Source organism: Myroides sp. C6-3 (assembly GCF_050522425.1).
Lineage (GTDB): Bacteria > Bacteroidota > Bacteroidia > Flavobacteriales > Flavobacteriaceae > Flavobacterium.
The window spans coordinates 1-26,406 of the sequence record NZ_JBMVQP010000012.1; the positions used below are offsets into that span (position 1 = coordinate 1).

General features: G+C 37.6%; 21 protein-coding genes and 3 tRNA genes. 10 read left to right on the forward strand and 14 right to left on the reverse strand.

The genetic code is table 11. The features are described from left to right. The first annotated feature begins 529 nt into the window (after nt 1–529). Both ACPDG9_RS06765 and ACPDG9_RS06770 read left to right on the forward strand, forming a co-directional pair. Nucleotides 530–3,646, forward strand: a complete 3,117-nt coding sequence (locus ACPDG9_RS06765) for a SusC/RagA family TonB-linked outer membrane protein (protein WP_430527002.1) — start codon at nt 530–532, stop codon at nt 3,644–3,646. A gap of 11 nt (nt 3,647–3,657) precedes the next feature. Continuing rightward, on the forward strand, nt 3,658–5,049 hold the full coding sequence (locus tag ACPDG9_RS06770; protein ID WP_430527003.1) for a RagB/SusD family nutrient uptake outer membrane protein: 1,392 nt from the start codon (nt 3,658–3,660) through the stop codon (nt 5,047–5,049). Nucleotides 5,050–5,152: 103 nt separating this feature from the next. Here ACPDG9_RS06770 and ACPDG9_RS06775 read toward each other — a convergent pair whose 3' ends face one another. From ACPDG9_RS06775 to ACPDG9_RS06790, 4 genes are all read right to left on the reverse strand, one after another. Next, nucleotides 5,153–5,530 (reverse strand): T9SS type A sorting domain-containing protein, encoded by a 378-nt coding sequence (locus ACPDG9_RS06775; protein ID WP_430527004.1) that lies wholly within the window; start codon nt 5,528–5,530, stop codon nt 5,153–5,155. Further along, nucleotides 5,496–5,708, reverse strand: coding sequence for a hypothetical protein (locus ACPDG9_RS06780; protein ID WP_430527005.1), 213 nt, complete (start codon nt 5,706–5,708; stop codon nt 5,496–5,498). The genes ACPDG9_RS06775 and ACPDG9_RS06780 overlap by 35 nt, the downstream gene beginning before the upstream one ends. 66 nt (nt 5,709–5,774) lie before the next feature. Further along, nucleotides 5,775–6,389, reverse strand: a complete 615-nt coding sequence (locus ACPDG9_RS06785; protein WP_430527006.1) for a hypothetical protein — start codon at nt 6,387–6,389, stop codon at nt 5,775–5,777. Beyond that, nucleotides 6,364–9,603, reverse strand: a complete 3,240-nt coding sequence (locus ACPDG9_RS06790) for an MBG domain-containing protein (protein WP_430527007.1) — start codon at nt 9,601–9,603, stop codon at nt 6,364–6,366. Before ACPDG9_RS06790 ends, ACPDG9_RS06785 begins: the two co-directional genes overlap by 26 nt. Nucleotides 9,604–10,040: 437 nt before the next feature. On the opposite strand from ACPDG9_RS06790, the gene ACPDG9_RS06795 reads away from it, so the two are divergent. The 4 genes from ACPDG9_RS06795 (at nt 10,041) to ACPDG9_RS06810 (ending at nt 10,919) form a co-directional block, all read left to right on the forward strand. After that, nucleotides 10,041–10,113 (forward strand) — tRNA-Gly (locus ACPDG9_RS06795). Between the two features lie 16 nt (nt 10,114–10,129). Further along, nucleotides 10,130–10,215: transfer RNA gene (locus ACPDG9_RS06800), tRNA-Leu, on the forward strand. A 97-nt stretch (nt 10,216–10,312) separates the two neighbouring features. Then, nucleotides 10,313–10,666, forward strand: a complete 354-nt coding sequence (locus tag ACPDG9_RS06805) for a hypothetical protein (RefSeq protein ID WP_430527008.1) — start codon at nt 10,313–10,315, stop codon at nt 10,664–10,666. 167 nt (nt 10,667–10,833) lie between these two features. Beyond that, nucleotides 10,834–10,919: transfer RNA gene (locus ACPDG9_RS06810), tRNA-Leu, on the forward strand. A 70-nt stretch (nt 10,920–10,989) separates the two neighbouring features. Here ACPDG9_RS06810 and ACPDG9_RS06815 read toward each other — a convergent pair. The 10 genes from ACPDG9_RS06815 to ACPDG9_RS06860 all read right to left on the reverse strand — a co-directional run bounded on the left by ACPDG9_RS06815 (nt 10,990) and on the right by ACPDG9_RS06860 (nt 23,198). After that, on the reverse strand, nt 10,990–11,349 hold the full coding sequence (locus tag ACPDG9_RS06815) for a transposase (RefSeq protein WP_430527068.1): 360 nt from the start codon (nt 11,347–11,349) through the stop codon (nt 10,990–10,992). A gap of 23 nt (nt 11,350–11,372) precedes the next feature. Next, the gene (gene clpX, locus ACPDG9_RS06820) at nt 11,373–12,614 is read right to left on the reverse strand and encodes an ATP-dependent Clp protease ATP-binding subunit ClpX (protein ID WP_430527009.1); all 1,242 of its coding nucleotides are present in this window, start codon (nt 12,612–12,614) and stop codon (nt 11,373–11,375) included. A gap of 3 nt (nt 12,615–12,617) precedes the next feature. Continuing rightward, entirely contained in the window at nt 12,618–13,277 is a 660-nt protein-coding gene (gene clpP / locus ACPDG9_RS06825) for an ATP-dependent Clp endopeptidase proteolytic subunit ClpP (RefSeq protein ID WP_182646921.1), read from the reverse strand. Nucleotides 13,278–13,360: 83 nt separating this feature from the next. Then, the gene (gene tig, locus ACPDG9_RS06830) at nt 13,361–14,686 is read right to left on the reverse strand and encodes a trigger factor (protein ID WP_430527010.1); all 1,326 of its coding nucleotides are present in this window, start codon (nt 14,684–14,686) and stop codon (nt 13,361–13,363) included. Nucleotides 14,687–14,784: 98 nt separating this feature from the next. Then, complete coding sequence (locus ACPDG9_RS06835) at nt 14,785–15,141, reverse strand: phage holin family protein (RefSeq protein ID WP_430527011.1); 357 nt, start codon at nt 15,139–15,141, stop codon at nt 14,785–14,787. Nucleotides 15,142–15,152: 11 nt separating this feature from the next. Then, complete coding sequence (locus tag ACPDG9_RS06840) at nt 15,153–16,772, reverse strand: hypothetical protein (protein ID WP_430527012.1); 1,620 nt, start codon at nt 16,770–16,772, stop codon at nt 15,153–15,155. Between the two features lie 17 nt (nt 16,773–16,789). After that, nucleotides 16,790–18,040 carry an OmpP1/FadL family transporter gene (locus ACPDG9_RS06845; protein WP_430527013.1) on the reverse strand — a complete coding sequence of 417 codons (1,251 nt, stop codon included), beginning with the start codon at nt 18,038–18,040 and terminating at the stop codon, nt 16,790–16,792. Nucleotides 18,041–18,343: 303 nt separating this feature from the next. After that, nucleotides 18,344–21,286 (reverse strand): DUF7507 domain-containing protein, encoded by a 2,943-nt coding sequence (locus ACPDG9_RS06850; RefSeq protein ID WP_430527014.1) that lies wholly within the window; start codon nt 21,284–21,286, stop codon nt 18,344–18,346. Nucleotides 21,287–21,708: 422 nt separating this feature from the next. After that, the gene (locus ACPDG9_RS06855) at nt 21,709–22,485 is read right to left on the reverse strand and encodes an alpha/beta fold hydrolase (protein ID WP_430527015.1); all 777 of its coding nucleotides are present in this window, start codon (nt 22,483–22,485) and stop codon (nt 21,709–21,711) included. Beyond that, nucleotides 22,485–23,198, reverse strand: a complete 714-nt coding sequence (locus tag ACPDG9_RS06860; RefSeq protein WP_430527016.1) for a pyridoxine 5'-phosphate synthase — start codon at nt 23,196–23,198, stop codon at nt 22,485–22,487. The genes ACPDG9_RS06855 and ACPDG9_RS06860 overlap by 1 nt, the downstream gene beginning before the upstream one ends. A gap of 94 nt (nt 23,199–23,292) precedes the next feature. Between ACPDG9_RS06860 and ACPDG9_RS06865 the strand changes: the two genes are divergently transcribed. The 4 genes from ACPDG9_RS06865 (at nt 23,293) to ACPDG9_RS06880 (ending at nt 26,395) form a co-directional block, all read left to right on the forward strand. Then, nucleotides 23,293–23,952 carry a CBS domain-containing protein gene (locus ACPDG9_RS06865; protein WP_430527017.1) on the forward strand — a complete coding sequence of 220 codons (660 nt, stop codon included), beginning with the start codon at nt 23,293–23,295 and terminating at the stop codon, nt 23,950–23,952. 1 nt (nt 23,953) lies between these two features. After that, nucleotides 23,954–24,838 (forward strand): NAD kinase, encoded by an 885-nt coding sequence (locus ACPDG9_RS06870; protein ID WP_430527018.1) that lies wholly within the window; start codon nt 23,954–23,956, stop codon nt 24,836–24,838. A 135-nt stretch (nt 24,839–24,973) separates the two neighbouring features. Next, nucleotides 24,974–25,654: a DUF6089 family protein gene (locus tag ACPDG9_RS06875; protein WP_430527019.1), complete on the forward strand. Its 681-nt coding sequence runs from the start codon at nt 24,974–24,976 to the stop codon at nt 25,652–25,654. Next, a complete protein-coding gene (locus ACPDG9_RS06880; RefSeq protein WP_430527020.1) occupies nt 25,655–26,395 on the forward strand; it encodes an isoprenyl transferase in 741 nt (246 codons plus the stop codon). Nucleotides 26,396–26,406 lie beyond the last annotated feature (11 nt).

The following is a 26,406-nucleotide window of genomic DNA, read 5'->3' on the forward strand; positions in this document are numbered from 1 at the left end:
TAGTATTTCTTTGCTATCCATCATGATGCAAATATATTATTTTACAACTTCCTCCCCAACTTTTGCGCTTGATCCAAGTTTCTCCCGCTTATTTTATCCTAAATACCGATTCCCGATAACTCCAAACAGTAAATTTTTCTCTTTCAGCAAACAAAACCTTTCTGAATAAAATTTTTATCCTACAAATACACTATATTAAAGCTTTTTTATCCATAATCAACCCTTAATAGTAGTTAAAAAAACTAAATAATTACCTTTGCCCTGTTGTTTCCGATTAAAAAGTAAATCACATGCAAGAATTAATATTTATCGTTTCAAAACCACTCAATCAACAACTTCCTATACTATATTCAGTTATGAATATGCAAGGCATGTCTATGCCTTAAGAGAAACAAAGCTTTATTAATTTTTTGTATCAAACAAAAAAGGAGGCTTTGGTAGAGCCTCCTTTTTTTTCGTATCGTTTTTTAAGCAGCAAAAAACGATAGTCAATTGTATGCTGCTAAAAATAATCAAATTTTTAGTAAAAATGAAAAGTATTCAACTTCGGCTACTATTGAGTAGCTTGCTATTGCTATGCAATATAGCCTTAGCCCAGCAAGTAACTGTGACTGGTGTAGTGCGTGAAAACAATGGTGAAACACTACCGGGGGTATCAGTTCAAGTACAAAACACCTCTCAGGGTGTACAAACCGATTTAAACGGAACGTACAGCTTAACGGTCAACAAAGGAGATCGACTGCAATTCGAGTATATCGGATTTCAGTCACAAGTTATTCAAGTAAACAACCAAACAGTTGTTGATATCACTTTACTTGAAGATACTGTTAATTTAGACGACATCGTCATTGTAGCGTATGGTACACAAAAACAAAAAGCAGTAGTAGGTGCCATAAGTCAAATCAAAAGCGATCTTTTGGACAAACAGGTAGCTACTTCAGTAGTGAGCGCCTTACAAGGAACTGTTTCGGGTGTAAACATTATTCAATCGAGTTCACAGCCAGGAGAAAGTCCAACCGTACGTGTACGTGGGATTGGTTCGATTAACGCTTCTGCTGATCCGCTCATCATTTTAGACGGAGCGCCCTATTCAGGAAATCTCAACTCCATCAGTGCAGACCAAATAGAAACGATTAATGTACTCAAAGATGCCTCATCCACAGCACTATATGGATCTAGAGGTGCTAATGGGGTGATATTAATCCAAACCAAAATGGGCAAACGCCATAGCGATCCCGAAGTACAAGTAAAGCTGAGTTCCGGCATTGCCTTTGACGCCGTTCAAACACACAAGGTATTGGACACACAGGGATATACTTCCTATTTATGGGAAGGTCGAAAAAACAATTACCAATACATTTTAGGGCAAGACGAAACGACAGCACGCAAAAATGCATCCGATGGATTGGTGAGCTATTTTGGGTACAATCCTTTTGGAACCAACCAACCTATAGATTACAACGGAAATTGGACCGTCAAAGATCCTTTATTATGGGAGACGGATTGGAAAAAAGAGCTGCAACGCAATCAAGCTTTCCGCAAGGAATACAACTTCAATATTGGGGGTGGAAGTGATCGTACAACGTACTTCTTAGCCGCCAACTACCTCAACCAAGACGGGATGATTCAGACAGCTAATTTTGAGCGTACAACCGTTCGTTTAAATCTAGAAAGTCAAATCAACAATTGGCTACAAGTAGGTGCTAATTCAGCCTATGCTATTTCCAATCAGAACTATCCTACGCAAAGTGGAACCAATTTATATAGCCCTATGAATTGGATTTATGCAATGCCCAGTGTATTTCCCGTCTACAAAAGAGACGGTCAAGGTCAACTCGTTTACGATGCTTCAGGAGACGCCATATTTGACTATGGCAACGCTTCAAGCAAAGACAACAACAGTGTCCGACCTATCATGAGTGGAGAAAATGCAGTCGGGATCTTATACAATAACAGCACCATCAACCGACGTTCTTCCCTCAATTGGAATGGTTTTGCCAAAGTAGACCTAGCAGCAGGTCTTTCCTTTAAATCTAATTTATCCTATGAGCAATACGACTTTAATGTCAAAGAATACAATAATGCACAGTATGGGCAAGCGTCTAGCGTGCAAGGACGCGTAAAAAAATCCAAAGACACCGCTGAAACACTTAACTTCATCAATGCGATTCACTATGATAAAACACTGGGAAATCACCATTTTGCAGTAGATGGAATCACAGAAGCTTACCGTTTTAAACAAGATCTATTCCATGCCTCCTCCACGGGATACCTACCTGGTAACGCAGAAATCGGCAGCGGAACAGCTCTGGAGAGCATTGAAGGTTATGAAGTAGAAGATCGATTAACGAGTTATTTAGGGAGAGTGAGTTATGATTATAACAACACGTACTTTGTAGAAGGTTCATTTAGACGCGATTCGAGTACGCGTTTTGACAAATCTGTACGAACAGGTAATTTTTATTCTGTCGGTGGATCGTGGATTCTTTCCTCTGAAAACTTTTTAGCCCAAAGCGGGGTGATCGATTTATTAAAATTGAGAACTTCCTATGGTGAATTGGGAAATAATAACTTAAAAGACAACTACTTTCCCTATTTAAGACTATTTGAAACAGGATACAATCAATTGGATAATCCTGGAGTACTATTAGGTGATTTGACCGATCCTTATTTGACTTGGGAAAAAACAGCTTCTTTTAACGTTGGAGTAGATTTTAGTTTATTCAACAATCGATTAGAAGGTTCGATCGATTATTATAAAAAGAGATCTATTGACTTACTTTTTGCAATTCCACAGGCCTCTTCTACAGGAAGTCTCGAAATACTCTCCAATGCTGGTACCATCGAAAATTACGGATTAGAGGCGAGTGTAACGGCTCATCTCCTTCGTTCAAAAGAGTGGAAATGGGATACTACGCTTAATTTTTCAATTGATCGAAACAAGATTACCTCCCTTACACAAGACAGTTTTATCAGCGGTTTAAATCGTTGGGAAGAAGGTCGTTCGTTGTATGATTTTTATATCCGTGAATGGGCAGGTGTAGACCCCAATGACGGTTTTGGAATGTGGTATAAAGATGTAATCGATGCACAAGGCAACGTAACAGGTAGAGAAACAACCAAAGACTATGATGATGCTACGCGTTATTACAACCAATCTGCATTGCCAAAACTTGTCGGTGGTTTTAATACCAGTTTGTCATACCGAAATTTTGACTTTAGTGCTTTTTTCAACTTTAGTTTAGGTGGTTACATCTACGATAGTGACTATGCGGGTCTTATGGGAGGAATTTCCAAAGGATATCAAAGTACACCAGACCTAGTGGATCGTTGGCAAAAACCAGGTGACATCACCAACATTCCAATCCTTATCAATGCCTCGAACAACTTTGCAGCCACCTCAACGCGCTTTTTATACAAAAACGATTACTTGCGACTCAAAGCCATAACACTAGGCTACTCGCTTCCAGTCGAGCAGCTCCAGAAAATAAAGCTCAAACAAGCTCGTGTGTATATCCAAGGAGAAAACCTCTTGACGTTTCAATCCCATAAAGGGATCGATCCAGAACAGGCTATTAATGGAGTAACCAACTATCGCGTTCCTCTATCTGCAACGATTTCTATAGGATTAAACCTTAATTTTTAACTCGCTCACTTATGATACAATTCATTATAAAAGGCGCTATACTCGCCTTAATCACCAGTACAATTATTAGCTGTTCCTCAGATTTTTTAGACGATCCAAAACCCAAAGATAGCATAGCTCCAGCAATCGTTTTTGGAAGTAAAGAAGGAGCCACTTCATTTCTATCGGGTATTTTGCGCTTACAACGCATGTCATTAATCAACGACGAAGCCTCTGGACTTCACAGTATTTTATTTGCTCGTAGTGTAAAAGGAGGAGATCTAATCCAAAAACAAATCTGGTTTGGCGATGATTATGACTATCAGGTTTACGTTAGCACCGGAACACGCGCCATTTTTTCATGGCGGTTACCGTATAAGATCATTGATCAAGTCAACAATTTCATTCAAGGGGTGGAGTCAAGTACTAAAATCAGCTTAGCAGACAAAGAGGAGCTAATCGGGCAAGCGTTGGCCCTACGCGGGTACTATTACTTTCAACTGGCACTCGAATTTGGAGAAGCTTATCAAGCGACTGAGAACACCGCCTTTCCTCCTATTTACACAGAACCTAGCTCTACGCCAGCTCCTTTTTCAACGAAAGATGCTTTTTTTAGTCGAATTGTAGAAGACTTAGAAGACGCTAGCAAACGTTTGCCTCCAAGTAGGATTAACAAATCCTATATCAACAAAGCGGTGGCCCAAGCTTTTTTAGCTCAAGTATATCAATACATGGGAAAATGGGAATTAGCAGCACAAAACGCTACAGAAGCCTATGGCGGAAATCCCCTTGATGTGTTGAATGCAGAAGAATACAACAAAGGATTTGCTAGCATGAATGCGTCGGAATGGTTATGGGCGCTCCCTCAAAGCACAGACCAAACCGTGTACTATCGTTCACATCCTCACGCCATGATGGATCACGTTGCTGTTGCGTATCACGGGACATTTATTAACGACGATTTTGTTCAACAATTTAGCTCAACAGATGTGCGCAATCTATTTAGTAATTTCTACGAAAAACCCACAGGTGACTGGCAAGAATATGTCACCTCAAAATTCACGTTTACTTTTGATGCAGACATCCCTATTATCCGATACCCTGAACTTCTATTGATTGAAGCCGAAGCAGCTTATCATTTGGGTAAAGAAAAGCAAGCGACCGAACGATTAGATGCCCTTCGTCAAAATAGAGATACCGCAGCACTATCAAGTTCGATACAAGGGACTGATTTATTGGAAGCTATTCTACTTGAAAGAAGAAAAGAATTATACGGTGAAAATGGAGTAGAATGGTTTGACGCAAAGCGATTGCTAAGAGGAATCACCCGCACAGGCAATCACCGAACGAAGCTTTCACTATCCTCTTTAGACAAGCGTTTTCAACTACCTGTTCCTCAAGAAGAACTTGATGCTCGCAAGTAATCTAATCCCAATCAAAGGAACTTCTTTATAAAAAAGCCCGAAGCAAATTGCTTCGGGCTTTTATTTAATTGTGAAAACATTTTTTTTAAAACGCTTAACGCTGCTATTCTCTTACAACAAACTGAACACTTTTTTGTGTACCAGTGTCTTTCAACACTAAGAAATACGATCCGACAGCTACTGATGGTGGCAATTGAATTCCCTTATCAATAGAACCTTCAACAAAATCTCCTTGTAATACCATTTGCCCTTTTACATCGTAAATTACATAGCTCATTGCTTGTTGTTGATTATCATCTAAACGAACATTCAACATCTGTGTACGTTGCACTGGATTTGGATATACACCCCAATTCGCTTCTGTTTTATTTTCAACGTAAATCGGACAGCTCACAAGTTTCTTCCCGTTATGTAGGGTTAATACCACGTGATATGCTGCTCCTACTTCAAGAACATCTGTTGAAGTACTTTCTTTCTGCATACGATTGTTTCGTTCCGACAGATACTCCGTTTTTAAACCATTCATAAGCTTTGAATACATAACCTCCATTGGTTTCTTTATTGTTATTAACCAGTAGCACATTATTGTATTTCTCGTAGATTAAGTGAGTAGCATCCATCCGTTTCTCAATGTGTACGACATAAGTTTCCTCATCCATTCCACGAGGAGAAATTACCGTAATACGTTGCTCATACGTTCCTGGTTCTTTGACTGGTACTACAATCTATTTTGAAGGAATCACTTCTACTCCATCTGCAACCTGAACCTCAATGATCACTTGACTTTGTTCTTGATCACAACCCAGCTCCACAAAAACATCTTTTTCTGGTTTTCCATAAGAAACTCCATCAACAAGTAGATTCTCAATACCAACAGCTCGACTTGTTACTTCAATAGTATTAGAAACAGGCGTTGCTGCATTGTAATTCTCATTCCCATCTTGGTAAGCCGTTATCGTTACAAACCCTGGTTTTAAGAAACGGACTAATCCGCGTTCATCTACAGTTGCTATTGTTTGTTCTTCAGCATTATTGATGCGATAATAAACCGGTAATTCAACATTAGATGTCCCGGTTAACTGTAAGGTTGGTGTATCCTCCATCACAACAATCGATACCGTGCGGAAAGCGATCATTTGATCCGCTTTTATAATCGTCAAAGTACCATTTAAAGTCAAAGGTTGATAATCCGCACCATAATCAACAGTTGCCGTAACTTGATATACCCCTACATTCACTTGATCATTGTAGGTATACGAGATGATAGCATTTGGATGATCAACACCTGTTAACGCGAGTGATTTCACCTCTCCATCATACACAAACGTTTGAGAAGGCAAAGCAACCCCCAGTAATTTGGCTTTGCTTAATTTCGAAATCAGCCCCTACAAATGAACCAATAACATAGTTGGAACGCGCTTCCAAACTACCTTGATGAATAGCGTAAATCCCCAACTCTTCACCTGCCTCACGAACAAGACTTCCTCTTGTAGCATTGGCTTGGTGATCCCCTAACATCAATCCGTTTAACGTATAAGTCAATACAGGATCTGCTTGTCCATACGGTTTACTTTGGTTTTGGTTGACCACAACATGTAGCGTTGCTGGGGTGATTTTAAATTTTTCTTGGTTCGCTACAGTAAAGCTATAGTTTCCATGCGTGGTTCCTAGAGATCCTTGTGTATACATATACTGGGCTACATTTTCTCCCGTGATCCTACCTAATCGACCACTTAATACAGCAGCTCTTGTATCGTTAAATTTAAACCCTGTTACCGTAAAATCGAATACAGGATCCGCTTGTCCATATACTTTTTGAGCGCCACTCGCAGGGTATACACTCAATACTGCAGGATAGATTCTCAACTGACTTTCTTGGAACGTCATGATGTAATGCTCATCTACAACCTCCAAACTACCAACTTGAATCGCATAATTACCCACTTCTTCACCAGCAACTCTAGTCAATGTTCCACCAACAACACTTGTAGGTAATACCCCTTCTTCTAATCCAATAACTTCGTAGGATAAGGCTGGGGCAATCTCTCCGTATTCTTTTTGCTGTGCATTCGCTTTGACTATAATTTCTTTAGCCTCAATACTAAAGTCCGCACTGACCAACGTAATCGTATAATTAGGTTCAGCGGTTAAGGTACCTAGAGTAATTGCGTAGTCACCCATTTCCTCTCCGGGCTCTCTACTCAATGCTCCCGTTACTACAGAAGCAGTATCGTTGTATTTAAATCCAGTAACTTCATAAGAGAACACAGGATCAGCTTGACTGTACTGTTTACTTTGTTCCTCGTTTGCAGTAACAGTTAACACAGCAGGAGTTATTGTTAGAGTAAAGGTTACATCCTCCGCAGGCTGGAACGCACTATTCCCAGCTTGACTTGCTGTTACCTCCGTTGAACTCACTTTTTTAATCGTAAATTTCCCATTTTGAAAAATCGCAATAGTAGGATCTTCTACCACATAACTCAACGGTAAACCACTACTAGAAGTTCCATGAGCGAAAGGTTCCTCTCCATGGCCTTTCGTAATATCTTCCACCGTGATCACTTGTTCTGCCAAAGGCAAGGTTGAAAACACTACAGGACCATACCAATCCCCACAAGGCAATGCTTGTACATAGGCCTCATAATCTGTATCTACTTCAAGATCAGTAAACGTATAAGGTGAAGTTACATTATTCACCGTAGTTCCTTCCCCTTGTTCAAATCCAGCAAGTCCGTATTCAATGATAAATGCAGTTGCCTCAGATTCAATATTCAATTTTAGCTCTTCTTCCTCTAACTCAATTTCAGCCGACGTAATTTCCTTACAATTAATGGTATTCGAAATATCGAAGTCATCCAAAACAACAAAAAAATCTTCATCAATATCCTCAACATTGGCTTCAATTTTTATTTTAACGTAAAGACCAATATAGTCTTCAAGATCAAAAGAGAAGTTTTGCCAACCTTCCGTTTCATCACTTTCAATAGTAGCAATAGAAGAATAGGAAGAACCAAAATCAGTTGATAGTTGAACAACTACATTGCCCAATCCTTCATATGCAGGATCTCCATACCAATCCGTCAACAAATAGTTAAAGGACAACACATCTCCATTTTGAATTGGTCCGACTGTAATCGTTGAAAAACTTGCTTTATCAACTACATCCTCATCTCCATAGTCATATAAAACGGTGCTTAAACTAGTTCCATGATCCTCATCAATCTCATCAAACTCCCATTCAGACTGATGGAGTGGATGCCACGCAAGAGGAAAATCTTCTGTCTCTTCAAAATCTTCATGCCAAGGAGATGGAGTAACGAACAACTCATCTACCACCAGAGGTCTTGCCCATTCACTATCTCCAGTTGAACATGCAGATCGAACATAGAATTCATAAATTTGCGTATTGTTCAAATTTGTATAAGTATGTGACGTACTTCTAATATTAGTAGAGAGCGTACCTTCAAGACCTTCAATATCAAACCCTAGAGGTCCATATAGTATTTCAAAATTAGATTCACTACTTAACCAACTTAGCGTAAATCCAGTCTGATTAAAATTCGTTTTGGTCAGTCCTCCTGGTTTCATACAGCCAGCCGGACATGCACCAAGTGTTACTGTTTCTGTAACATCTTCTCCACAAACTACTGTTACCGTTCCTGTTTGGTCAACAGCGCCACCAACGATAATTTCATATTGCACCTCATTATCACAATCTTCATACATTGTGTCATCAATATCAATTTGTAAAGAATAAGGATGGTTTAGACCATAATAGGTTTCTTGAATCTCAAACTCATAACCATAATAAGGTCCTCCTCTTAGTACAACAGTGCCATCGGCATCCATCAACTTCCACGTAGTTACATCTCCATATTCAGGAAAGGTCAAATTGATTTCAATTTCACAGCTAACAGAATCTACAGGTGTAGTAGAACCATCTGTAATATTTAAAGTAAAATCTATCGCTTGACCATAGGATTCAAATTGCCCATCTTCATCAGGATCATAAATACTAATAAAACAAGGATCTTGAATCAATGTTGCCCCATACTCTTCCCAAGTCCAAGTTTTGGTTACTCGAATTCTCGTTTGTCCCAAAGAAGCTGTAGCAGGAACTGGAATAGTAAATGAAACCACTGTATCGTCATCTCCCCAAGAATATTCTATTACCCCTAGGTAAAACACTTCTCCCGCATCATCTAATACTCCATTTTGATTCCAATCGATAAAAGCGACTAACTCACCAATATCACCATATACATTCCCCTCTACCTCAATAGAGTAAGATTGTCCACGTACAATGTTAGCAATATCTGTTGTCCGATCGATTAATAAATCATCATCATTGCTGTTGCTAATTGACAATCCAGCAAATCGGATCTGCGTAATTTCTTCTACATCATCTCCCTCCACATCGCAATAGGACGAGGGAAACTGAGCAAAAGATACCTGTCCAATAAAACAGGTAATAAACAAGAGTAGTAGGTGAAAACCTCTTGTTCGTTTTCGTTTTCTTTGATTTAAAACGATAAGGTTAGTACTGTTATTCATATTTTATTATTTAGTTCGACAACACAAGGTTAGAAAAAGCTCTAAAAATAACATATAGCAACTATTTTAACCTATAAAAAGCAAAATAACCAATATTATGCTATTTTTATAGACAATTTAATAAAATAACAACACCAAGCCTCAACACTTTCTTTATTTTTTAACTTTTTTTAATAATAAGAATAGAAAACATACACCCCCTTCTTCTTGATCTAAAAATAACTTCCTTTGCTTGCCTACTTTCTGTTGTACTTGTTTCCCATTAAAAAGAAGTACAATTTGCTACCTGTCTATAAAAAACAAAAGCCAACACTTTCATAATCAACCAACAACAAAAGCGTTATACTTTTATAACCAAAAAAACTTGCAAAAGCAGAAATTCTATTCTATATTTGCACTCGCAATACGGAAGTAATGCACGATCTTATATAACAAACGCGAAAATAGCTCAGTTGGTAGAGCGCAACCTTGCCAAGGTTGAGGTCGCGGGTTCGAACCCCGTTTTTCGCTCAAGTAATTTAATTACGCTCGAGTGGTGGAAGTGGTAGACACGCTGGACTTAAAATCCAGTGAACAGTAATGTTCGTGCGGGTTCAAGTCCCGCCTCGAGTACAGAAGTCCTAAGTTAACGCTTGGGACTTTTTTTTTATACCCGTGTGAATTCCATTCACATCGATATTGACAATCTTGAATTTAGTACATTTTTATTATGAGCGCAATCGTTATTAGCCAGAAAGAAAATGAGACGTATAAGTTCACATTTGAACATCGCAGAGGACGAACTCTACTTACTAGCCAAGAACACACAACAAAAGAAGAGGTTTACGAGACGATCAATTATCTCAAAAACAACTTTACGGCTGTTGAGGCTATCCGTTTCAAAACACCTAGTGGAAAATTCTACTTTAAAACCGTTATTGAGGGCAATACATTTGGTACAAGTCGTCGATTCAATACTGAACTTCGTTTTGAAAATGGCATCGAAGAAGTAATTCAAAACTTTGTTTCAGCAGAAACCCTAGATTTATCTCTCGATATTTTCGGAGATTCCCCAGAAGAGTAGACAAAGTGTAAAAAAAGTCACTTTTCTATAAAAAACAAAATACTGATTATCAACAAAATAAATCTGAGATCAAAAAAAGTTTGATTTTAATTTATTTTTTTCTTGTGACACGCATTTTTTATCCTATATTTGCACTCGCAAAACAGTTCTAATACTGATGAGCAGAGGCTCGAGTGGTGGAAGTGGTAGACACGCTGGACTTAAAATCCAGTGAACAGTAATGTTCGTGCGGGTTCAAGTCCCGCCTCGAGTACAAAAGTCCCAAGTTAACGCTTGGGACTTTTTTTATACTCTTTTTTAGGATCAGGTGCAAAAGTTGGGGACTACGCAAAAAGTTTAGTTAATCTGAACAGAAAAAAGGACTTATCTCTTACACCTCTATACATCATTCTAAAGTACTTAATTTTAGCATTAAAGGACTCTGCAGAGGCATTGGTACTTCTGTCATTGAAGTAGTTTAATATATCTGCATAATGTAATATAAATGTTTTAGTTACCGTATTAAATTGTTTAATGTTCGTATTTTCTACTTGATTGAACCAATAGGCAAGTTTGGTCATAGCGACTTCTTTAGGTATAAGTAGATTGTATATCGCTCTTAACTTGTTTGTTAAGCCATATAAATTTTTACAAAAATATTTTTCAAAAAAAAGGAACCCAATACTTGTATTGGATTCCTCTATTACTTTATTTCAACGTTCAACGACTAACTTGCCGCTTCTAATCGTTGCATTAAGTTTTTATTTAACGCTTGCTCCGTATAAGCTAAATCTACGACTAATTCCGTCACATCTTCTTTACTAGGTAGCTCGTACATCGCATCAGTTAAAATTGCTTCACAAAGCGAACGCAAACCTCTTGCCCCTAATTTATATTCTAAGGCCTTATCCACAATATAATCCAAAGCTTCATCTGTAATAGAGAAAGCAATATCATCCATTTCGAATAATTTCACATATTGCTTAATCAATGCATTTTTAGGTTCGGTAAGAATGGCTCTAAGTGTCTCTTTATCCAATGGATTCATATAGGTCAAAACAGGTAAACGCCCAATAATCTCAGGAATCAATCCAAAGTCTTTCACATCCTTAGGAATGATGTACTGCATCAAGTTCGTACGATCAACTTTATCCCCTTCTTTAATTGAACTATAACCAACTGCTTGGAAATTCAAACGCTTAGAAATAATACGTTCAATCCCGTCAAAAGCTCCACCAGCAATAAAGAGAATATTCTTTGTATTTACTTCGATAAACTTTTGATCTGGGTGTTTACGTCCTCCTTTTGGTGGCACATTAACAATACTACCTTCCAAGAGCTTCAACAACGCTTGCTGTACTCCTTCTCCAGACACGTCACGTGTAATAGAAGGATTATCGCTTTTACGCGCAATCTTATCGATCTCATCAATAAAGATAATTCCGCGTTCCGCTTTTTCAACATCGTAATCTGCAGCTTGCAACAACTTGGTTAAGATACCCTCAACATCTTCTCCCACATATCCAGCTTCCGTTAAAACTGTTGCATCGACAATTGCCAAAGGCACATTCAACATTTTAGCGATGGTCTTTGCGACTAATGTTTTACCTGTTCCTGTTTGCCCAACCATCAAGATATTACTTTTTTCGATTTCAATCGCCTCATCTTCTCCATTGATTTCTTGTAACAGGCGTTTATAGTGATTGTAAACCGCTACCGCCATCACCTTCTTTGTTTGATCTTGGCCGATCACGTACTCATCTAAAAAGGCTCTAATTTCCATCGGCTTCTTCAGCAATAACGCACTCGACAACCCTTCTAAATGCTTGGCATCTTCTTCTTCAAGGACGATCCCATAGGCTTGATCCACACAACGATCGCAGATGTGTGCATCAATTCCCGCTATAAGAATATTGGTCTCTGATTTTGGACGTCCACAAAACGAACATCTCATCTCTTCTTTAGCCATAAATTATTCTCTAATTAGTACCTCATCAATCATACCATAAGCCTTTGCTTCCTCAGCAATCATCCAGTAATCTCTATCACTGTCATGATGTACTTTCTCCATGGATTGCCCAGAGTGCTTAGCGATGATTTGATACAATTCGTCTTTTAATTTTAAAATTTCTCTTGCTGTAATTTCGATATCCGATGCTTGACCTTGCGCTCCACCTAAAGGTTGGTGAATCATCACACGTGAATGAGGTAAAGCCGAGCGTTTTCCATCTGCACCTGCACAAAGTAAAACTGCCCCCATTGAAGCTGCCATTCCCGTACAAATTGTAGCTACATCAGGCTTAATGAATTGCATTGTATCATAAATACCTAAACCAGCATACACTCCCCCACCCGGTGAATTCACGTAAATACTAATATCCTTTTCATTGTCAACACTAGATAAGAACAACAATTGTGCTTGAATAATATTCGCTACATAATCGTCAATCGCAGTTCCTAAAAAGATAATACGATCCATCATTAAACGTGAAAAAACATCCATTGAAGCCACATTCATTTGGCGTTCTTCAATGATGTAAGGAGTCATACTGCTTACGATCTTATCGTAATACATACTATTTATACCGTGATGCTTGGTCGCATATTTTTGAAATTCTTTTCCGTAGTCCATAAACTATTGCTTTTTATGATTAAAAAAATAAGCGTCTATTCATTCAAATAGACGCTCAAATATACTTATTTTTCAGGAAAGAATTATTCTCCGTACATTTCCTTAACGAAATCTTTGTAAGAAACTTCTTTCACTTTTGCTTTTACTTTATCTGTAAATAAAGCAAGCATTTTTTCGTTCATTGCTTGTTCAGAAATACGTCTTACCTCATCTTGGTTTGACATAACTCTAGCTACGATATCTTCAACTGTTTTATCATCTGGTTCAGTTTGACCGAATTGAGCCAACTGTTCTTTGATCAATTTAGTCGTATACGCTTTGATATCTTCGAAAGTCAATTGTAACTCATATTGCGTCATTACTTTTCCTTCGATTAATTGGTAACGCAATCCTTTTTCTGATTTTTCATACTCATCAGCAGCTTGTTCAGCAGTCATTGGAGTCTCACCAGCAGTCATCAACCATTTTTTCAAGAATGTTGAAGGCAATTCAAAAGAAGTTGTTTCTAACAAAGATTCAAAAACATCGTTTAAGAATTTTTGATCCGCTTGAGAAGCGAATTGTTTTTCAGCATCTTCTTTAATTTTTTCTTTCAATTGCTCAACAGATGTTACAACATCTTGACCAAATAATTTATCGAAAAGCTCTTGGTTTAATTCTGCTTTTTCAGACTCGTTAATTTCATTGATTGTAAATACAACATCAACTTCTAATCCGTGAACTTTATCGTGATCAATTCCTAAAACATCCATTAATTTGTGATCGTCTTCGAATAAACCTTTAGTGTTTACTGTAACTTGGTCACCCACTTTTTTGTTTAAGAATTTCTTTTGGTTTGTTTTTGTTCTAAAATCAGCAACAGCGATAGTTACCTCCTTGTTGATTCCTTCTTCTTCATTTGTAAAAGTACCTACTAATTCAGAAGTTTCTTCCACTGCTTCTTTCGATACTAATTTTCCGTATTGCTTTTGAATATACTCTACTTGCTCTTCTAACATCGCCTCATCAGCAACGATATTAAATTTAGTTACATTCGATTTTCCTTCTAAGTCTACAGAAAACTCAGGAGCTAAACCTAATTCAAAATCAAATTTTAATACATCAGCATCCCAGTCAAAGTTCTCATTCATTACGGGAAGAGGATTTCCTAAAATATCTAATTTTTCATCTACAAGATAATTGTTCAATTTCTCTTGCAAAATTTTGTTTACTTCTTCGAACAATACTGATTTTCCGTATTGTTTTTGAATTAAACTCATCGGTACAGCACCTTTTCTAAATCCAGGAACATTGGCGTTCTTTTTGTAGTTAGATAACACAGTATCTACATTACCTTGGTAATCTTCTTTTGCAAGTTCAATAGTAACAATTGCATTAAGAGCATCTACATTATTTCTTGTAATATTCATTTTTTGATGTATTTACATATAAAATTGGGTTGCAAAAATAAATTATTTTTACAACCCGTCCAACTTTTTAAGTATTTGTCTTTCAACTATTAAATTTTTTACATCTTTCTTGGTTCCTCTTTTAAGAGAATCCCATTTACTATCGATTGACAAAAGACAAGGATTAAGCTGAATAACAAGGCATACCAAAATCCGTCAACCTGAAATCCACTAACAAAATAGGCACTTAGCATAATGATGATCGCATTGATAACGAAAAGAAATAGCCCCATGGTAACCAGGGTAGCAGGAAGTGTCATAAAAACCAAAACAGGTCTTACGAACACATTGAGCAATCCCATTACAACAGCAACCCAAAGTGCGGAAGTCCATCCTGTAACATGAACCCCTGGAAGCAACCAACAAAGGAAAACAACCAAGGCAGTTGTAACTAATAATCGAATAATAAAACTCATATTTTTACTTTTTAATTCTGAAGTACTAAGGTAGGTCCTGGATAAACAGCAGGATTAACCAAAGGAATATTTGCTTTATAGTGTTTGTTAATCACGCGTAAGATTTCTGCCGCAATAAAGGCGTACCCTCTAGGGTTTAAGTGCACCCCATCAAGTGAAAATAGTACGGTGTTTAGATTTCCCATTCCCTTAAAGTAATCCGCCGTATAGATTTGTCCATCTTCAACTCGTAATCCACTTACAGCTTTACGCATTAGCTCATTCATATCTGCAACAGCTAATCCTTTTTCGTTTGCAACAGATTTAATAATTGTATTAAAGGCAACAGTAGCCGCTTGAACTTTCTGTTGTTCTACGGAATTAAGGACAAATTTATCGTCAATTGGGAAGGTAATTCCCTTAATCAACATGGCGTCCATAGCTGGATTTCCAGTATTGAAAGGAGCTCCAATTTGAGCTCTACTTGTCAACAGCATTAAATCTTTTGCCGTAGCGTGTCTTGCCTGTCCAAAGCTTTGAGCGATAAAGGCAATTTCAGGATCTGTAATAGGAAAAGGGAATTTTCCAGATGCTACTAAAAATTTAATTGTACCCGCGATTTGAGGTTCTAAATTAACCAACGTTTTATCTTGAATCAACAGGGGGTTTGCTTTGTCTTTATCCAACAATTGCAAGCGATCTCCTTGACCAAATTGCCCTAAAATTTCTTTAAACATCCCAACTAACATATTCAGCTGATCAAAAACAGCTTCTGGTGTTTGTCCCGGTTTCACAACCGCATCAGCTGTAATTGGATTATAGGGTACTGTAGTAAAGTATGGAATTGTTGTCACATCAGGAACAGTAGCGAGCACTCCTTTTGCCCCACCACTTGTCAACGTATTAACAATTCCTTCATAGGCTACTTTAAACACCCCTACATGCGTAATATCGTTTCCTCCATATTGAGTCAAATCCGTTCCGTTTGCTTGTTCATTTTGATCCACTCCTTCACCACCAGAAGTAGCATAAGCTAGCACGTCATTTGCACCAATCCAATTAGTAAAAAACGTTGGTTGTAAACTCATTACATCAGCCATTACTGTTGTTTCATCCGAGGTAGCAGTACGTACAAAATAAGGATTAGCCTTACCTTGTTGCATATTGCCCAAGCTTCCATAACCCGGTGCGATCAGATGAAACGTTTTCGCTCCAGGCACCCCTGCATTATGATAGGCCTTTTGACTTCTTTTTGTTACGTCTAACGTCACCGTTCCCGATTTATTTTCAGGGCTACTTGTAGACATATTCATTACAAGTTTTGTATCAAATCCAGGCATTGCAGCCCCTCCTATTAACATTCCTCCCACATCATTTGTATCGTCATCTAAAGGTGGTTGCGTAAATTCACCACCCCCAACGATGCTAAATTGTTGAGCTAATATATTAGGGAAAGAGTTCTTTTGTCCAGAGCGATACAATGTTCCATCCATATACCCTGCCGTTAGAGAATTTCCAATAGCAACATAGGAGGAGAAATTTGCCTCACCAGCGTAATAAGTCCCCGAATTTATTTCATCTTTAATAGAAGGCTCACAAGAGGCTACTAAAAAAGCCATAAGAGGAGCTATATATAAATATTTTCTTTTCATCTTAAATCATTATTTCATTAAAAACTATAGGTAATTCCTATACCACCACTAGTCACTGCAGATTTATATGTCCCACCAAAAGAAACATTTTGTCCATCTTCGTGATAGTAATCATACGAATTGTGTGTATCACTAAAATGTAAATAAGAGAACACAAGATCAATTCCAATACCATTTTTAAGTTTATACGTTAACCCTCCCGTGTATGCTCTTGAATCATTTCTCGGTGTTTCAGGGGCAAAATACCCTTCTTGCACTGGACTTTCATCATAATACCACCCCGCTCTAAGTGTCAGTTGATCATTTACTGCATACTGAGCTCCAAAGCGATAGGTACTAGAGTCCTTGTAATTTCTCGGATTAACTGAAGTACCCAATGGACTATCTACGAAATCGATAACCAAGGCATCATAAACTTTCCAAAACGTTCTGTTGTAATCAAAAGCCAACACCCATTTATCCCAAGAGTACGAAGCTCCCACTGTTAGTTCCGCTGGCAGAGGCATTTCGGCTTTAATTCTCCCATCCTTAAACATGGCTGCGCCAAAAGCAGGTGCATTTGAGAATTTAGCCTTTCCACTATTTTCTTTCATAATCACTTCAGAACGATAATTCATCCCTAAGCGCAAATGATCGTCTACATTCACCAAATACCCAGCAGTCCATCCCCAAGCTGTCACATTTTTCGCTTCAATTTCTACACTTGTGCGTTTGCCTTCTTCATTGGTCATGCTTCGAGAAACATTACGATCAAAAGTCACCCCCCCATTAACGAAGATAGGTCCCCCACCAAAACTGAAGTGCTTACTTACTTTAACAGCAATAGTCGGTTGAAAGTAAAAGGCTTTTAAGTCGATGTTATTGACTAGATGCGACCCTTGCCAATCTCTATCCCAATCTACCGCACTTCCATAAGGCGTATAAACAGCTAACCCAACAGTCAACCAATCCGTTGCCTTATAGGTCCCATAAAGATAAAATGGAGTTCCAGGGTTACGCGTATCATTTTCCCAACCATAGGTTTCATTTTGAAACTTTGTATCCGCGACTAGATAGTTCATCCCCGCAGAGAAATTAAACTTATCATCTAGATAAACCGATGCCGCAGGGTTAAAAAATAGAGATTCCGCACCACTACTAATAACAGCCACACCAGCATGTCCCATTGCAAGCTGTCTATTTCCTTGCATACTAACGCGATAACCACCTGCATACGTTGATGCGGTAATTAGGGTTAAAAGAGACAATGACAATACCTTTTTTATCATAATTAACTATTATTTTATTTCACATATAGTAAATATATAAAGATATAATAATTTGACAAATTTTTAATACACACTTTAACATTCAAAAAGAAGATTTAGAAACTTTTCTACTGCTTTTTAGAAAAAATCTAAAAAAACATTCCTTCTTTTATATCATTTTTTCAACTATTGCTTTTTAGCATTGGAGAAGAGATGCTTTTTTTAAGAAATTATTTTGTTAGAAAGTAGTACAATAAAAAAAAGCTACCCTGTGACTACAGAGCAGCTTTGTGAAATATAGATTTAAAACACGTGATTTAAGCGCTAGTATTGCAGGTAAATCCAACCGGTATATACATCATTCAAAATATTTTTCATCACGTAGAAATATGTTCCAGAAGGCAGCAATTGACTACCTGCGTTTGACTGGCCAAACCATTCTTTTTCATACCTTCCTTTTTCGTAGACTATTTGTCCTAATCGATTATATATTTTAATATTCTTGACATTGTAATTTGTCAAATCTAAGAAGTCATTTAACCCATCGCCATTAGGTGATATTCCCCTTGGAATAAACACTTTTTGATAATTGATATCCATACAGGTATCACACGCTACAACAGGATCTTCGTTTTCTGGAGCCTCAACCGTCACAACGTTAACAAAGGTTTTAAAATTAGTTAAAGGAATGGTTAATGTCACTTCGTAAGTCACTGTATCACCAACATCCAATCTAGCAATTGTATCAAATAAATCGCCACTGCCCGAAGTACCTTGTGTGCTAGTCCAACGCATATCAATTACACCTTCTGGCATTTGATCTACCACTTCTACATTAACGGCTGATCCCGGTCCTTTGTTTTCTACCACAATGCGATAAGTCGTTTCTTGACCGGGTGTAAAATAGGTCAGTCCATCGTCTTTTACAGCATGCAAATCCGCTTGATATAGGATTGTTGCAATAGTAGGATCATCTTGTTCTGGAGTTTTGGGATCATCAGACACCTTTGTTATTACCCCTGTTGTTGTTTGAGCAACTAAAACAGCCTGATTTACAACCTCTTTCGCTCTAAAATCAGCTTCAGTAATAGTATGATATGCCGTAACAGTTACTGTTTCACCAGGTGTTAATTGAGTAATTTTTGATGGCTTCAACGAACCTGCATCAGCATTATCATCTGTAATTTCAATAGCTGTAACAAGGGTTTCTCCAATGTTTTTCACCACAATTTCATACTCAATTTTATCGCCAATACGATTGTATTCTAAATCAACTACCTTTTTGGTAAACGACAGCTTTCCAAGTGTTATAATAGCTTCAGCAGTGTTGTTAGCTAAATTTGGATCAATAGCCTCGCCTTCAACTGTGGCTTTATTAAGGTATTCTCCTTCTTCAATAATTTTAACTCTAATTTCTATTTTCACTTCCTCTTGAGGAGCTAATTCACCAATGATCCATTTTCCGGTAGAAGCATCATAGGTACCTTTATCCGCGTCATACCCAAGAAACTCATATCCCGACGGCAATTGATCCTCTACCACTACATTTGGATCACTAAAAATCTCATCCAGATTCTTTACCGTAATTTCAAAAACAGCAAACCCGTCATTTTGAGATTTTACTTTTTTGGTTATAGCCAAGTCTACACAGGGTATAACTTCAACATCTAAAGCTAGGGAACGATTACTCCAACCGCATTCCTTTTTAATTCGAACGGCATATAATCCACTTTCCATAACATCGATATACGATTCTGTTGTAACCGCAATAGACTCTCCATTGAGAAACCATTCATATTCAACAGAATCCTCTTCCGACTGCAAACGGATGGTACAATTTTCATTTCGCTTCACTTCAATTGGCGCTTGTGCAGCTTGTCCAAAAGAAGAGAAAAAAGCAGACATAGAAAACCCATCTCCTTGTTGCACTAAGCTCACGGTAAGCGGAAGATCAGATCTTAAAATGATATTTTCTGGATTCCCAATAGAGGTATGGGTAAATGCAATCATATACAAACCACTATCACCTAAAGGCACACGCGTTGTATTCGTTAACGTTTCAATATTTTGATTGTTGACAAACACAGGTTCTGTTTGATGTTCAATAACAGCAAATCCCATATAAGGCAATCCATTGTCATTGTAATTGACAAATTTCTTCGTTTGTATATTGATTGATCCTGCACAACCTCCGATGGGAAGTACAGTGGAAATATCCGTTTCACACTCTACAGCAGTACCCGCATAAACGATAATCTCTTGATCAGATACAATCAAACTTGACGAATTTCTGTTTATTCCGTCTCCGTGATAAAAGGAATAATAGTCCCCTGCATTGGCCAACACTTGCGTAACCAACGCACCCGAGGCGGCCCCTTGTGCCGTATAACTTTGTATCGTAATAGTTGTATTGTCTTTTGTAGCGACAATTAAACTTTGTTCTGGTCCTAGCGATTGTGTGCGTTGTGAATCAGTAGGTACAGCACCTTCTCCCCGCACAACTAGATAGCGACTTCCCAACATATGCACAGGAGCCACTTGATCGAACGTTCCATCTTGCCCATTAATTCCTCCAGGTCCACAAAGCCCTGGTGTATCTCCCCAGTTCCCAACATTGACTACAACAGATTTAGTTGCCTTTACATAGCTCCCCAAAGGCGCTTTAAACAACCTACTTTGCCCTTGATTTAAAACAAAAGTATCCACAGTGGCTCCTTGTTGAACTTCTACTGTCGTCTCATCTTCTGTAGCCATAACTGCGTAAACAGGAGCATTAGCATATAGTCCTTGTGTACTAGTTCTATAGTAACCTAAGCGAAACTCAACCCCTAAACCCTCTTCACCAAAACTCACTAAAGAAGCATTTCCCTTAATATTTTCAACCCCCAAGGACGTCCATCCTACCGTCGCATCTGACGCTATATTCCTAAGGTTTATTAACACAGGTTCACTAGCTTCTACGACCAAACCGCGATCGTCATAAGTCGTATCCACAGCATTCCTAGTCAATCCATTCGCTTCTCCTTGAAACCGATAAGAAACGGGATTATTAGCTGTAACAGTTAAAGTTGTCAACTCCGTACCATCACTCTTCTTCAAGATAACATCAACCGGATCGACGGATAACGTCCCGATGACAATTTGATTTGCCGTACTCCAATACTGCCATGGAGCTGGTGCGATAAAATGTTGTTTATAGTACTGTGCGAAAACAGCATTGCTTAACAGCAGGAAAATACCGAGTAAGAAAACATTTTTTTGTTTCATAGTTGTAAGGGATTCTAAGATTTTTCACTTCAAAACCAACAGTAGCCTGTTGATTTCAGCGTTTAAATAGCTACTTCTCTATCTCGAGACAAACTAAATTAAGTTAAAATAAACTAAATAACAAAGAAACAAACAAATAGTATAAATAAAAAATTAAACAATTCCATTATTTAACAAATTAAAATCTGTTTTTCACATAAATAACACTGTTTTGTATAAAAAATAAATCCAACACAGCTACCACTTCCTTTTATTTTTACTCAATCTAAATACAAATAAAAAACTAATCCCTTAAAAAAACAAGAAATCTCTTTTTAAAATTCTCTCTTTTCCTTAGTCCACTAAGCTTTAGAACAAATCAAGAGAGGACAAAAAAAACCCTTACATCTTCTGTAAGGGCTTTATTCTATTGTAAGTTTCGTTTACTTGGTCAAAAAACGCAAAACAAGTTCAAAAAACAGCTGAGGATTTTCAGCATGTAACCAATGTCCCGCATTGGGAATTGTCTCAATTACTGCTTGAGGAAAGTGCTTTTTGATACTCGCATGATCTTTTTCTTGAATATAGTTTGAGGCACCTCCACGAATAAAAAGGGTAGGTTTCTCATATAACGCCTGTGGATCGATTCCTTCTCCCACGACATTCTCATCTTGATTAAATGCTTCTAAATTGAAGCGAAAAGCCAACTGATCTGGTTCTTTCCAATACAAGCTTTTCAATAAAAACTGTTTGGTTCCAAAGTCTTTAATACGCGTACTGATCAGATCATCCACTTCCTTTCTCGAAGGCTTACTCGAAAAATCAACCGCATTTAAGGCTGCTAAAATATCTTGATGATGTGGAGCATAAGAGCGAGGTGCAATATCAGCTACAATAAGTTTCTCAACTCTAGTTGGGTATTTTGACGCTAAATGCATCGCTACCTTTCCTCCCATTGAATGTCCTAAAACAAGGGCATCACAAATATTGTAGTGATCCATATAACGAATAATATCCTCCACCATCACTTCATACGACCAATCGTCTGAATGAAAGCTTCTACCGTGATTTCTCAAATCCAATAAATGCATTTCATACCCCTTTTCGACCATCTGTTTACCGAAGGTGTTCCAGTTGTCAGACATCCCAAAATACCCGTGTAAAACAAGCATTGGAATTCCGCCTTCTCCTTCTATTTTTGAATATAAAATCCCTTCCATTAACTCAATTTTTGAATATACATATTGACTACATTTTCCAATCCCAAATACAGTGATTCCGCAATCAAGGCATGTCCGATAGACACTTCCAACAGATTGGGAATATTGTTTTTAAAGAATTGAATATTATCTAGACTCAAATCGTGACCGGCATTAATTCCCAAATCCAATGCAACAGCTAATTCAGCAGCTTTAATATACGGATCTATTCCTCTTTCATTTCCCAATCCGTACTGTGTTGCAAATTCTTCTGTATACAACTCGATACGGTCCGTACCAACTATTTTAGCACCTTCTATCATTTCAAGAACCGGATCCACAAAAATAGAAGTGCGAATACCTTGTTGCTTACACTCTTTAATTACATCGGTTAAAAAGTCTTTGTGTTTCACCGTATCCCAACCCGCATTGGAAGTCAATGCATCTACAGCATCAGGCACCAAGGTTACTTGTGTAGGTTTACACTCGAAAACGAGTTTTAAAAAGTTATCCATTGGATTGCCTTCTATATTGTATTCTGTATGTACAACGTGCACTAAATCTCTTGCATCTTGATAGCGAATATGACGTTCATCAGGACGAGGGTGAATGGTCACCCCAGCCGCTCCAAATTTTTGAACATCTTCTGCCACTTTTATTAAATTAGGTACATTACCTCCTCTAGAATTTCTTAAGGTAGCAATTTTATTGATATTTACAGATAGCTTTGTCATAATTAAGATATTAAAAAACAAAAATACAAAGTATAATTAAGGCTTATTGGTTTATTTTTAATTATTTTGCAGTTGGAAATTAATAGAACCTATTTTGACGAACGTTGAATCATCTTTACTTGTACTTCCCACCCTCACTCTTTCCACACTGGTACATGAGGCACTTGCTATTTTAGATCAGCATGACTATTCTCATTTAGCCGTCGTGGATGCGAACCGTATTTGGTTGGGAAATCTGGCTGCATCCTTTCTCTATGAAGTTGACGAAGCACAAACCATAGCTTCGATAAGCTATCATGCTGAATCCTTTTACATCCAACCTACAGATGATTTAGCTAAAATAGCAGATACTTTTATTCGAAACAAATGTGATGTACTTCCAGTTCTGGGCGAAGAACACCACCTTATCGGGATGCTTCCAAAGGCAGCTATAACTGCAGACCTCCTACAAAGCACCTTTCTAACAGAAGTCGGAACAACTGTATTGATCGAAAATGAAACAGTGGACTGTAGTCTTGCAAAGATCACACAACTAGTAGAAAGCAACAACAGTAAATTACTCGGTATTATTGTATGGAATACCTTTGAACACAAAACACAAATTCTCTTGCGTCTGACACAACATAATGTAGATACAATTATTCAAGACTTACGCCGTTTTGATTATACCATTGTTTCACAACACGAGGAAGATTTACACCAAAACAAACTAATCGATCACTCCAATTATCTAAACAAATTTTTAAACCTATAGTATGAAATTTGCAATTTACGGGCAAACCAATAAAATCATCGTACAAAACATCGTTAATCGCCTTTTTAAAGTTTTCGAGACTTATACACCTACGATTATTTTCGAGCGAAACTTTTACGATCTTTTAAACGAAAAAGAAATACTTCCAACCACATATGAGACCTTTGACAATGAAAATGAACTGCCATTGGATGTCGACTTTTTCATCAGTATTGGTGGAGATGGTACCATGCTGAGGGCTGCAAATTTCATCAAAGACAAAAATATTCCCATTGTAGGAATCAATGCGGGGCGTTTAGGCTTCTTAGCGAATATTCAAGAAGACACTATTGAAGAGCATTTACCTCATTTGTTTAAAGAGACCTATAAGTTATCGAGAAGAGCATTACTTACTATTGCTTGTGATCCAGTATCTAACTCGAATTTCGACATCAATTTTGCCTTAAATGACATCACCGTTTCGAGAAAGAACACAACCTCAATGATTACGGTAGAGACTTACCTTGACGACGAATACCTCGCCACTTACTGGGCGGATGGTTTAATTATATCTACACCTTCGGGATCAACGGGATATTCGCTAAGCTGTGGAGGTCCCATTATCGAACCAGAAACAGGTTGCTTTGTTCTGACGCCTTTAGCCCCACACAACCTAAATGTTAGACCTTTAGTTATTCGAGATAACTTAACGATTAAATTAAAAGTCAACGCCAGAGAGAGTCAATTCTTACTTTCAGTTGACAGCAGTACACAAGCCGTAAACAATGAAACGGAAGTAACCATATCCAAAGCACCTTTCACCATCAACTTGGTTGAATTTCCTCAACAAAGTTTTATTAAAACGCTGCGAAATAAGTTACTTTGGGGGGAAGATAAACGCAATTAAAGCAACGACGAACAACTTTTTTTATTACATTTATTTTTTCTATAACTCTTTTTTGTTTGAATTTATCCTAACAAAATCTTTTTTTTCAAACAAAGAGACGTCATTATTACTATATTTGTGAATTATTTTAACAAAATGAAAAAGGCCTTAATTACATTTATCTTACTACTTTTCATGCCTTTAGCATACGCTCAAATCCATGAGGTAGGCTTTGGCTTAGGTGGTACAAACTATGTTGGAGATATTGGATCCACACAGTTCATTAATCCTAAAAATTTAGGCTATAACGTTTTTTATAGATGGAATAAGAGTCCTCGACATTCGTATCGCCTTAGTTTTAGTCAACAAAAACTGACAGGAAACGATGCGGATGCTTCAAGTGAGAGTAGAAAAACACGAGGTCTCCGTTTTGACAACACCGTTCAACAATTGAGTTTAGGTCTTGAATTCAACTTTTTTGAATTCGACTTACATCAGCAGAATTTTGCTATGACTCCTTATTTATATGCGGGTGTGTCGGGAATTCGCTACTCAGATTTACACTTTAGAGGAAAGAGACTTACGAAAGGAGATAAAAAATACACGGCAGCAATTCCCTTTGCTGCTGGAATGAAAATTCGAGCTACCCCTCAAATTAATATTAACGCAGAAGTAACTGCAACTTATAGTTTTACGAACAACTTAGACGGCAGTAATCCTTCTGGATCCAAAATGGAAAATTTCCGCTTTGGAAAAAATGGAAATGACTGGTTTTTCTATTCAGGCATTACGATAAGTTATACTTTTGGACATAATCCTTGTTATTGCGCAGATTAAATGAAATTGAAAGAACAAATTAACATGAACCAACTACCAAAGCATATTGCGATTATCATGGATGGCAATGGTAGATGGGCTAAACAACGAGGTTTTCTTAGAACAATTGGCCATGAAAATGGTGTAAAATCATTGAGAACCACTCTAAAAGAATGTGGAGAACTGGGCATTAACTATTTAACGCTCTATGCTTTTTCTACAGAAAATTGGAACAGACCCAAACATGAAGTAGACAAGCTAATGGAGTTATTAGTCAAATCACTTACCAAAGAGCTCCCTACTTTCATGGAAAATGGAATTGTACTGAATGCAATCGGAAATCTAGAATTACTTCCAGAGAAAGTTCGTCGAAACTTGGCTTCAACAATTGACAAAACGAAAGAAAACAAAAGGATGACTGTAACTTTAGCACTTAGTTATGGTGCTAGAGCAGAAATAATACACGCAATTAAGGAAATTTCTATTAAAGTTAAAAATAATATAATTTCAGAAGACAATATTGACGAATCAATTATTAATGAGCATCTTTACACGCATAATATGCCTGATGTTGATTTGTTAATACGCACAAGTGGGGAACAGAGAATTAGTAATTTCTTACTCTGGCAGATTGCTTATGCTGAATTATATTTTACAGAGGTATTATGGCCCGACTTCTCAGAAGATGAACTTTATCGTTCAATTCTATCTTACCAACAAAGAGAGAGAAGATATGGAAAAACGAGTGAACAAATTAAATAAAAACGAAAATA

What these genes read in the sequence shown, in the direction of transcription:
- ACPDG9_RS06765 (WP_430527002.1), top strand. Translation starts at nt 530, where the DNA reads ATGAAAAGTATTCAACTTCGGCTACTATTGAGTAGCTTGCTATTGCTA.
- ACPDG9_RS06770 (WP_430527003.1), top strand. Translation starts at nt 3,658, where the DNA reads ATGATACAATTCATTATAAAAGGCGCTATACTCGCCTTAATCACCAGT.
- ACPDG9_RS06775 (WP_430527004.1), bottom strand. Translation starts at nt 5,530, where the DNA reads ATGCAGAAAGAAAGTACTTCAACAGATGTTCTTGAAGTAGGAGCAGCA.
- ACPDG9_RS06780 (WP_430527005.1), bottom strand. Translation starts at nt 5,708, where the DNA reads ATGGATGAGGAAACTTATGTCGTACACATTGAGAAACGGATGGATGCT.
- ACPDG9_RS06790 (WP_430527007.1), bottom strand. Translation starts at nt 9,603, where the DNA reads ATGAATAACAGTACTAACCTTATCGTTTTAAATCAAAGAAAACGAAAA.
- ACPDG9_RS06805 (WP_430527008.1), top strand. Translation starts at nt 10,313, where the DNA reads ATGAGCGCAATCGTTATTAGCCAGAAAGAAAATGAGACGTATAAGTTC.
- clpX (WP_430527009.1), bottom strand. Translation starts at nt 12,614, where the DNA reads ATGGCTAAAGAAGAGATGAGATGTTCGTTTTGTGGACGTCCAAAATCA.
- clpP (WP_182646921.1), bottom strand. Translation starts at nt 13,277, where the DNA reads ATGGACTACGGAAAAGAATTTCAAAAATATGCGACCAAGCATCACGGT.
- tig (WP_430527010.1), bottom strand. Translation starts at nt 14,686, where the DNA reads ATGAATATTACAAGAAATAATGTAGATGCTCTTAATGCAATTGTTACT.
- ACPDG9_RS06835 (WP_430527011.1), bottom strand. Translation starts at nt 15,141, where the DNA reads ATGAGTTTTATTATTCGATTATTAGTTACAACTGCCTTGGTTGTTTTC.
- ACPDG9_RS06840 (WP_430527012.1), bottom strand. Translation starts at nt 16,772, where the DNA reads ATGAAAAGAAAATATTTATATATAGCTCCTCTTATGGCTTTTTTAGTA.
- ACPDG9_RS06845 (WP_430527013.1), bottom strand. Translation starts at nt 18,040, where the DNA reads ATGATAAAAAAGGTATTGTCATTGTCTCTTTTAACCCTAATTACCGCA.
- ACPDG9_RS06850 (WP_430527014.1), bottom strand. Translation starts at nt 21,286, where the DNA reads ATGAAACAAAAAAATGTTTTCTTACTCGGTATTTTCCTGCTGTTAAGC.
- ACPDG9_RS06855 (WP_430527015.1), bottom strand. Translation starts at nt 22,485, where the DNA reads ATGGAAGGGATTTTATATTCAAAAATAGAAGGAGAAGGCGGAATTCCA.
- ACPDG9_RS06860 (WP_430527016.1), bottom strand. Translation starts at nt 23,198, where the DNA reads ATGACAAAGCTATCTGTAAATATCAATAAAATTGCTACCTTAAGAAAT.
- ACPDG9_RS06870 (WP_430527018.1), top strand. Translation starts at nt 23,954, where the DNA reads ATGAAATTTGCAATTTACGGGCAAACCAATAAAATCATCGTACAAAAC.
- ACPDG9_RS06875 (WP_430527019.1), top strand. Translation starts at nt 24,974, where the DNA reads ATGAAAAAGGCCTTAATTACATTTATCTTACTACTTTTCATGCCTTTA.
- ACPDG9_RS06880 (WP_430527020.1), top strand. Translation starts at nt 25,655, where the DNA reads ATGAAATTGAAAGAACAAATTAACATGAACCAACTACCAAAGCATATT.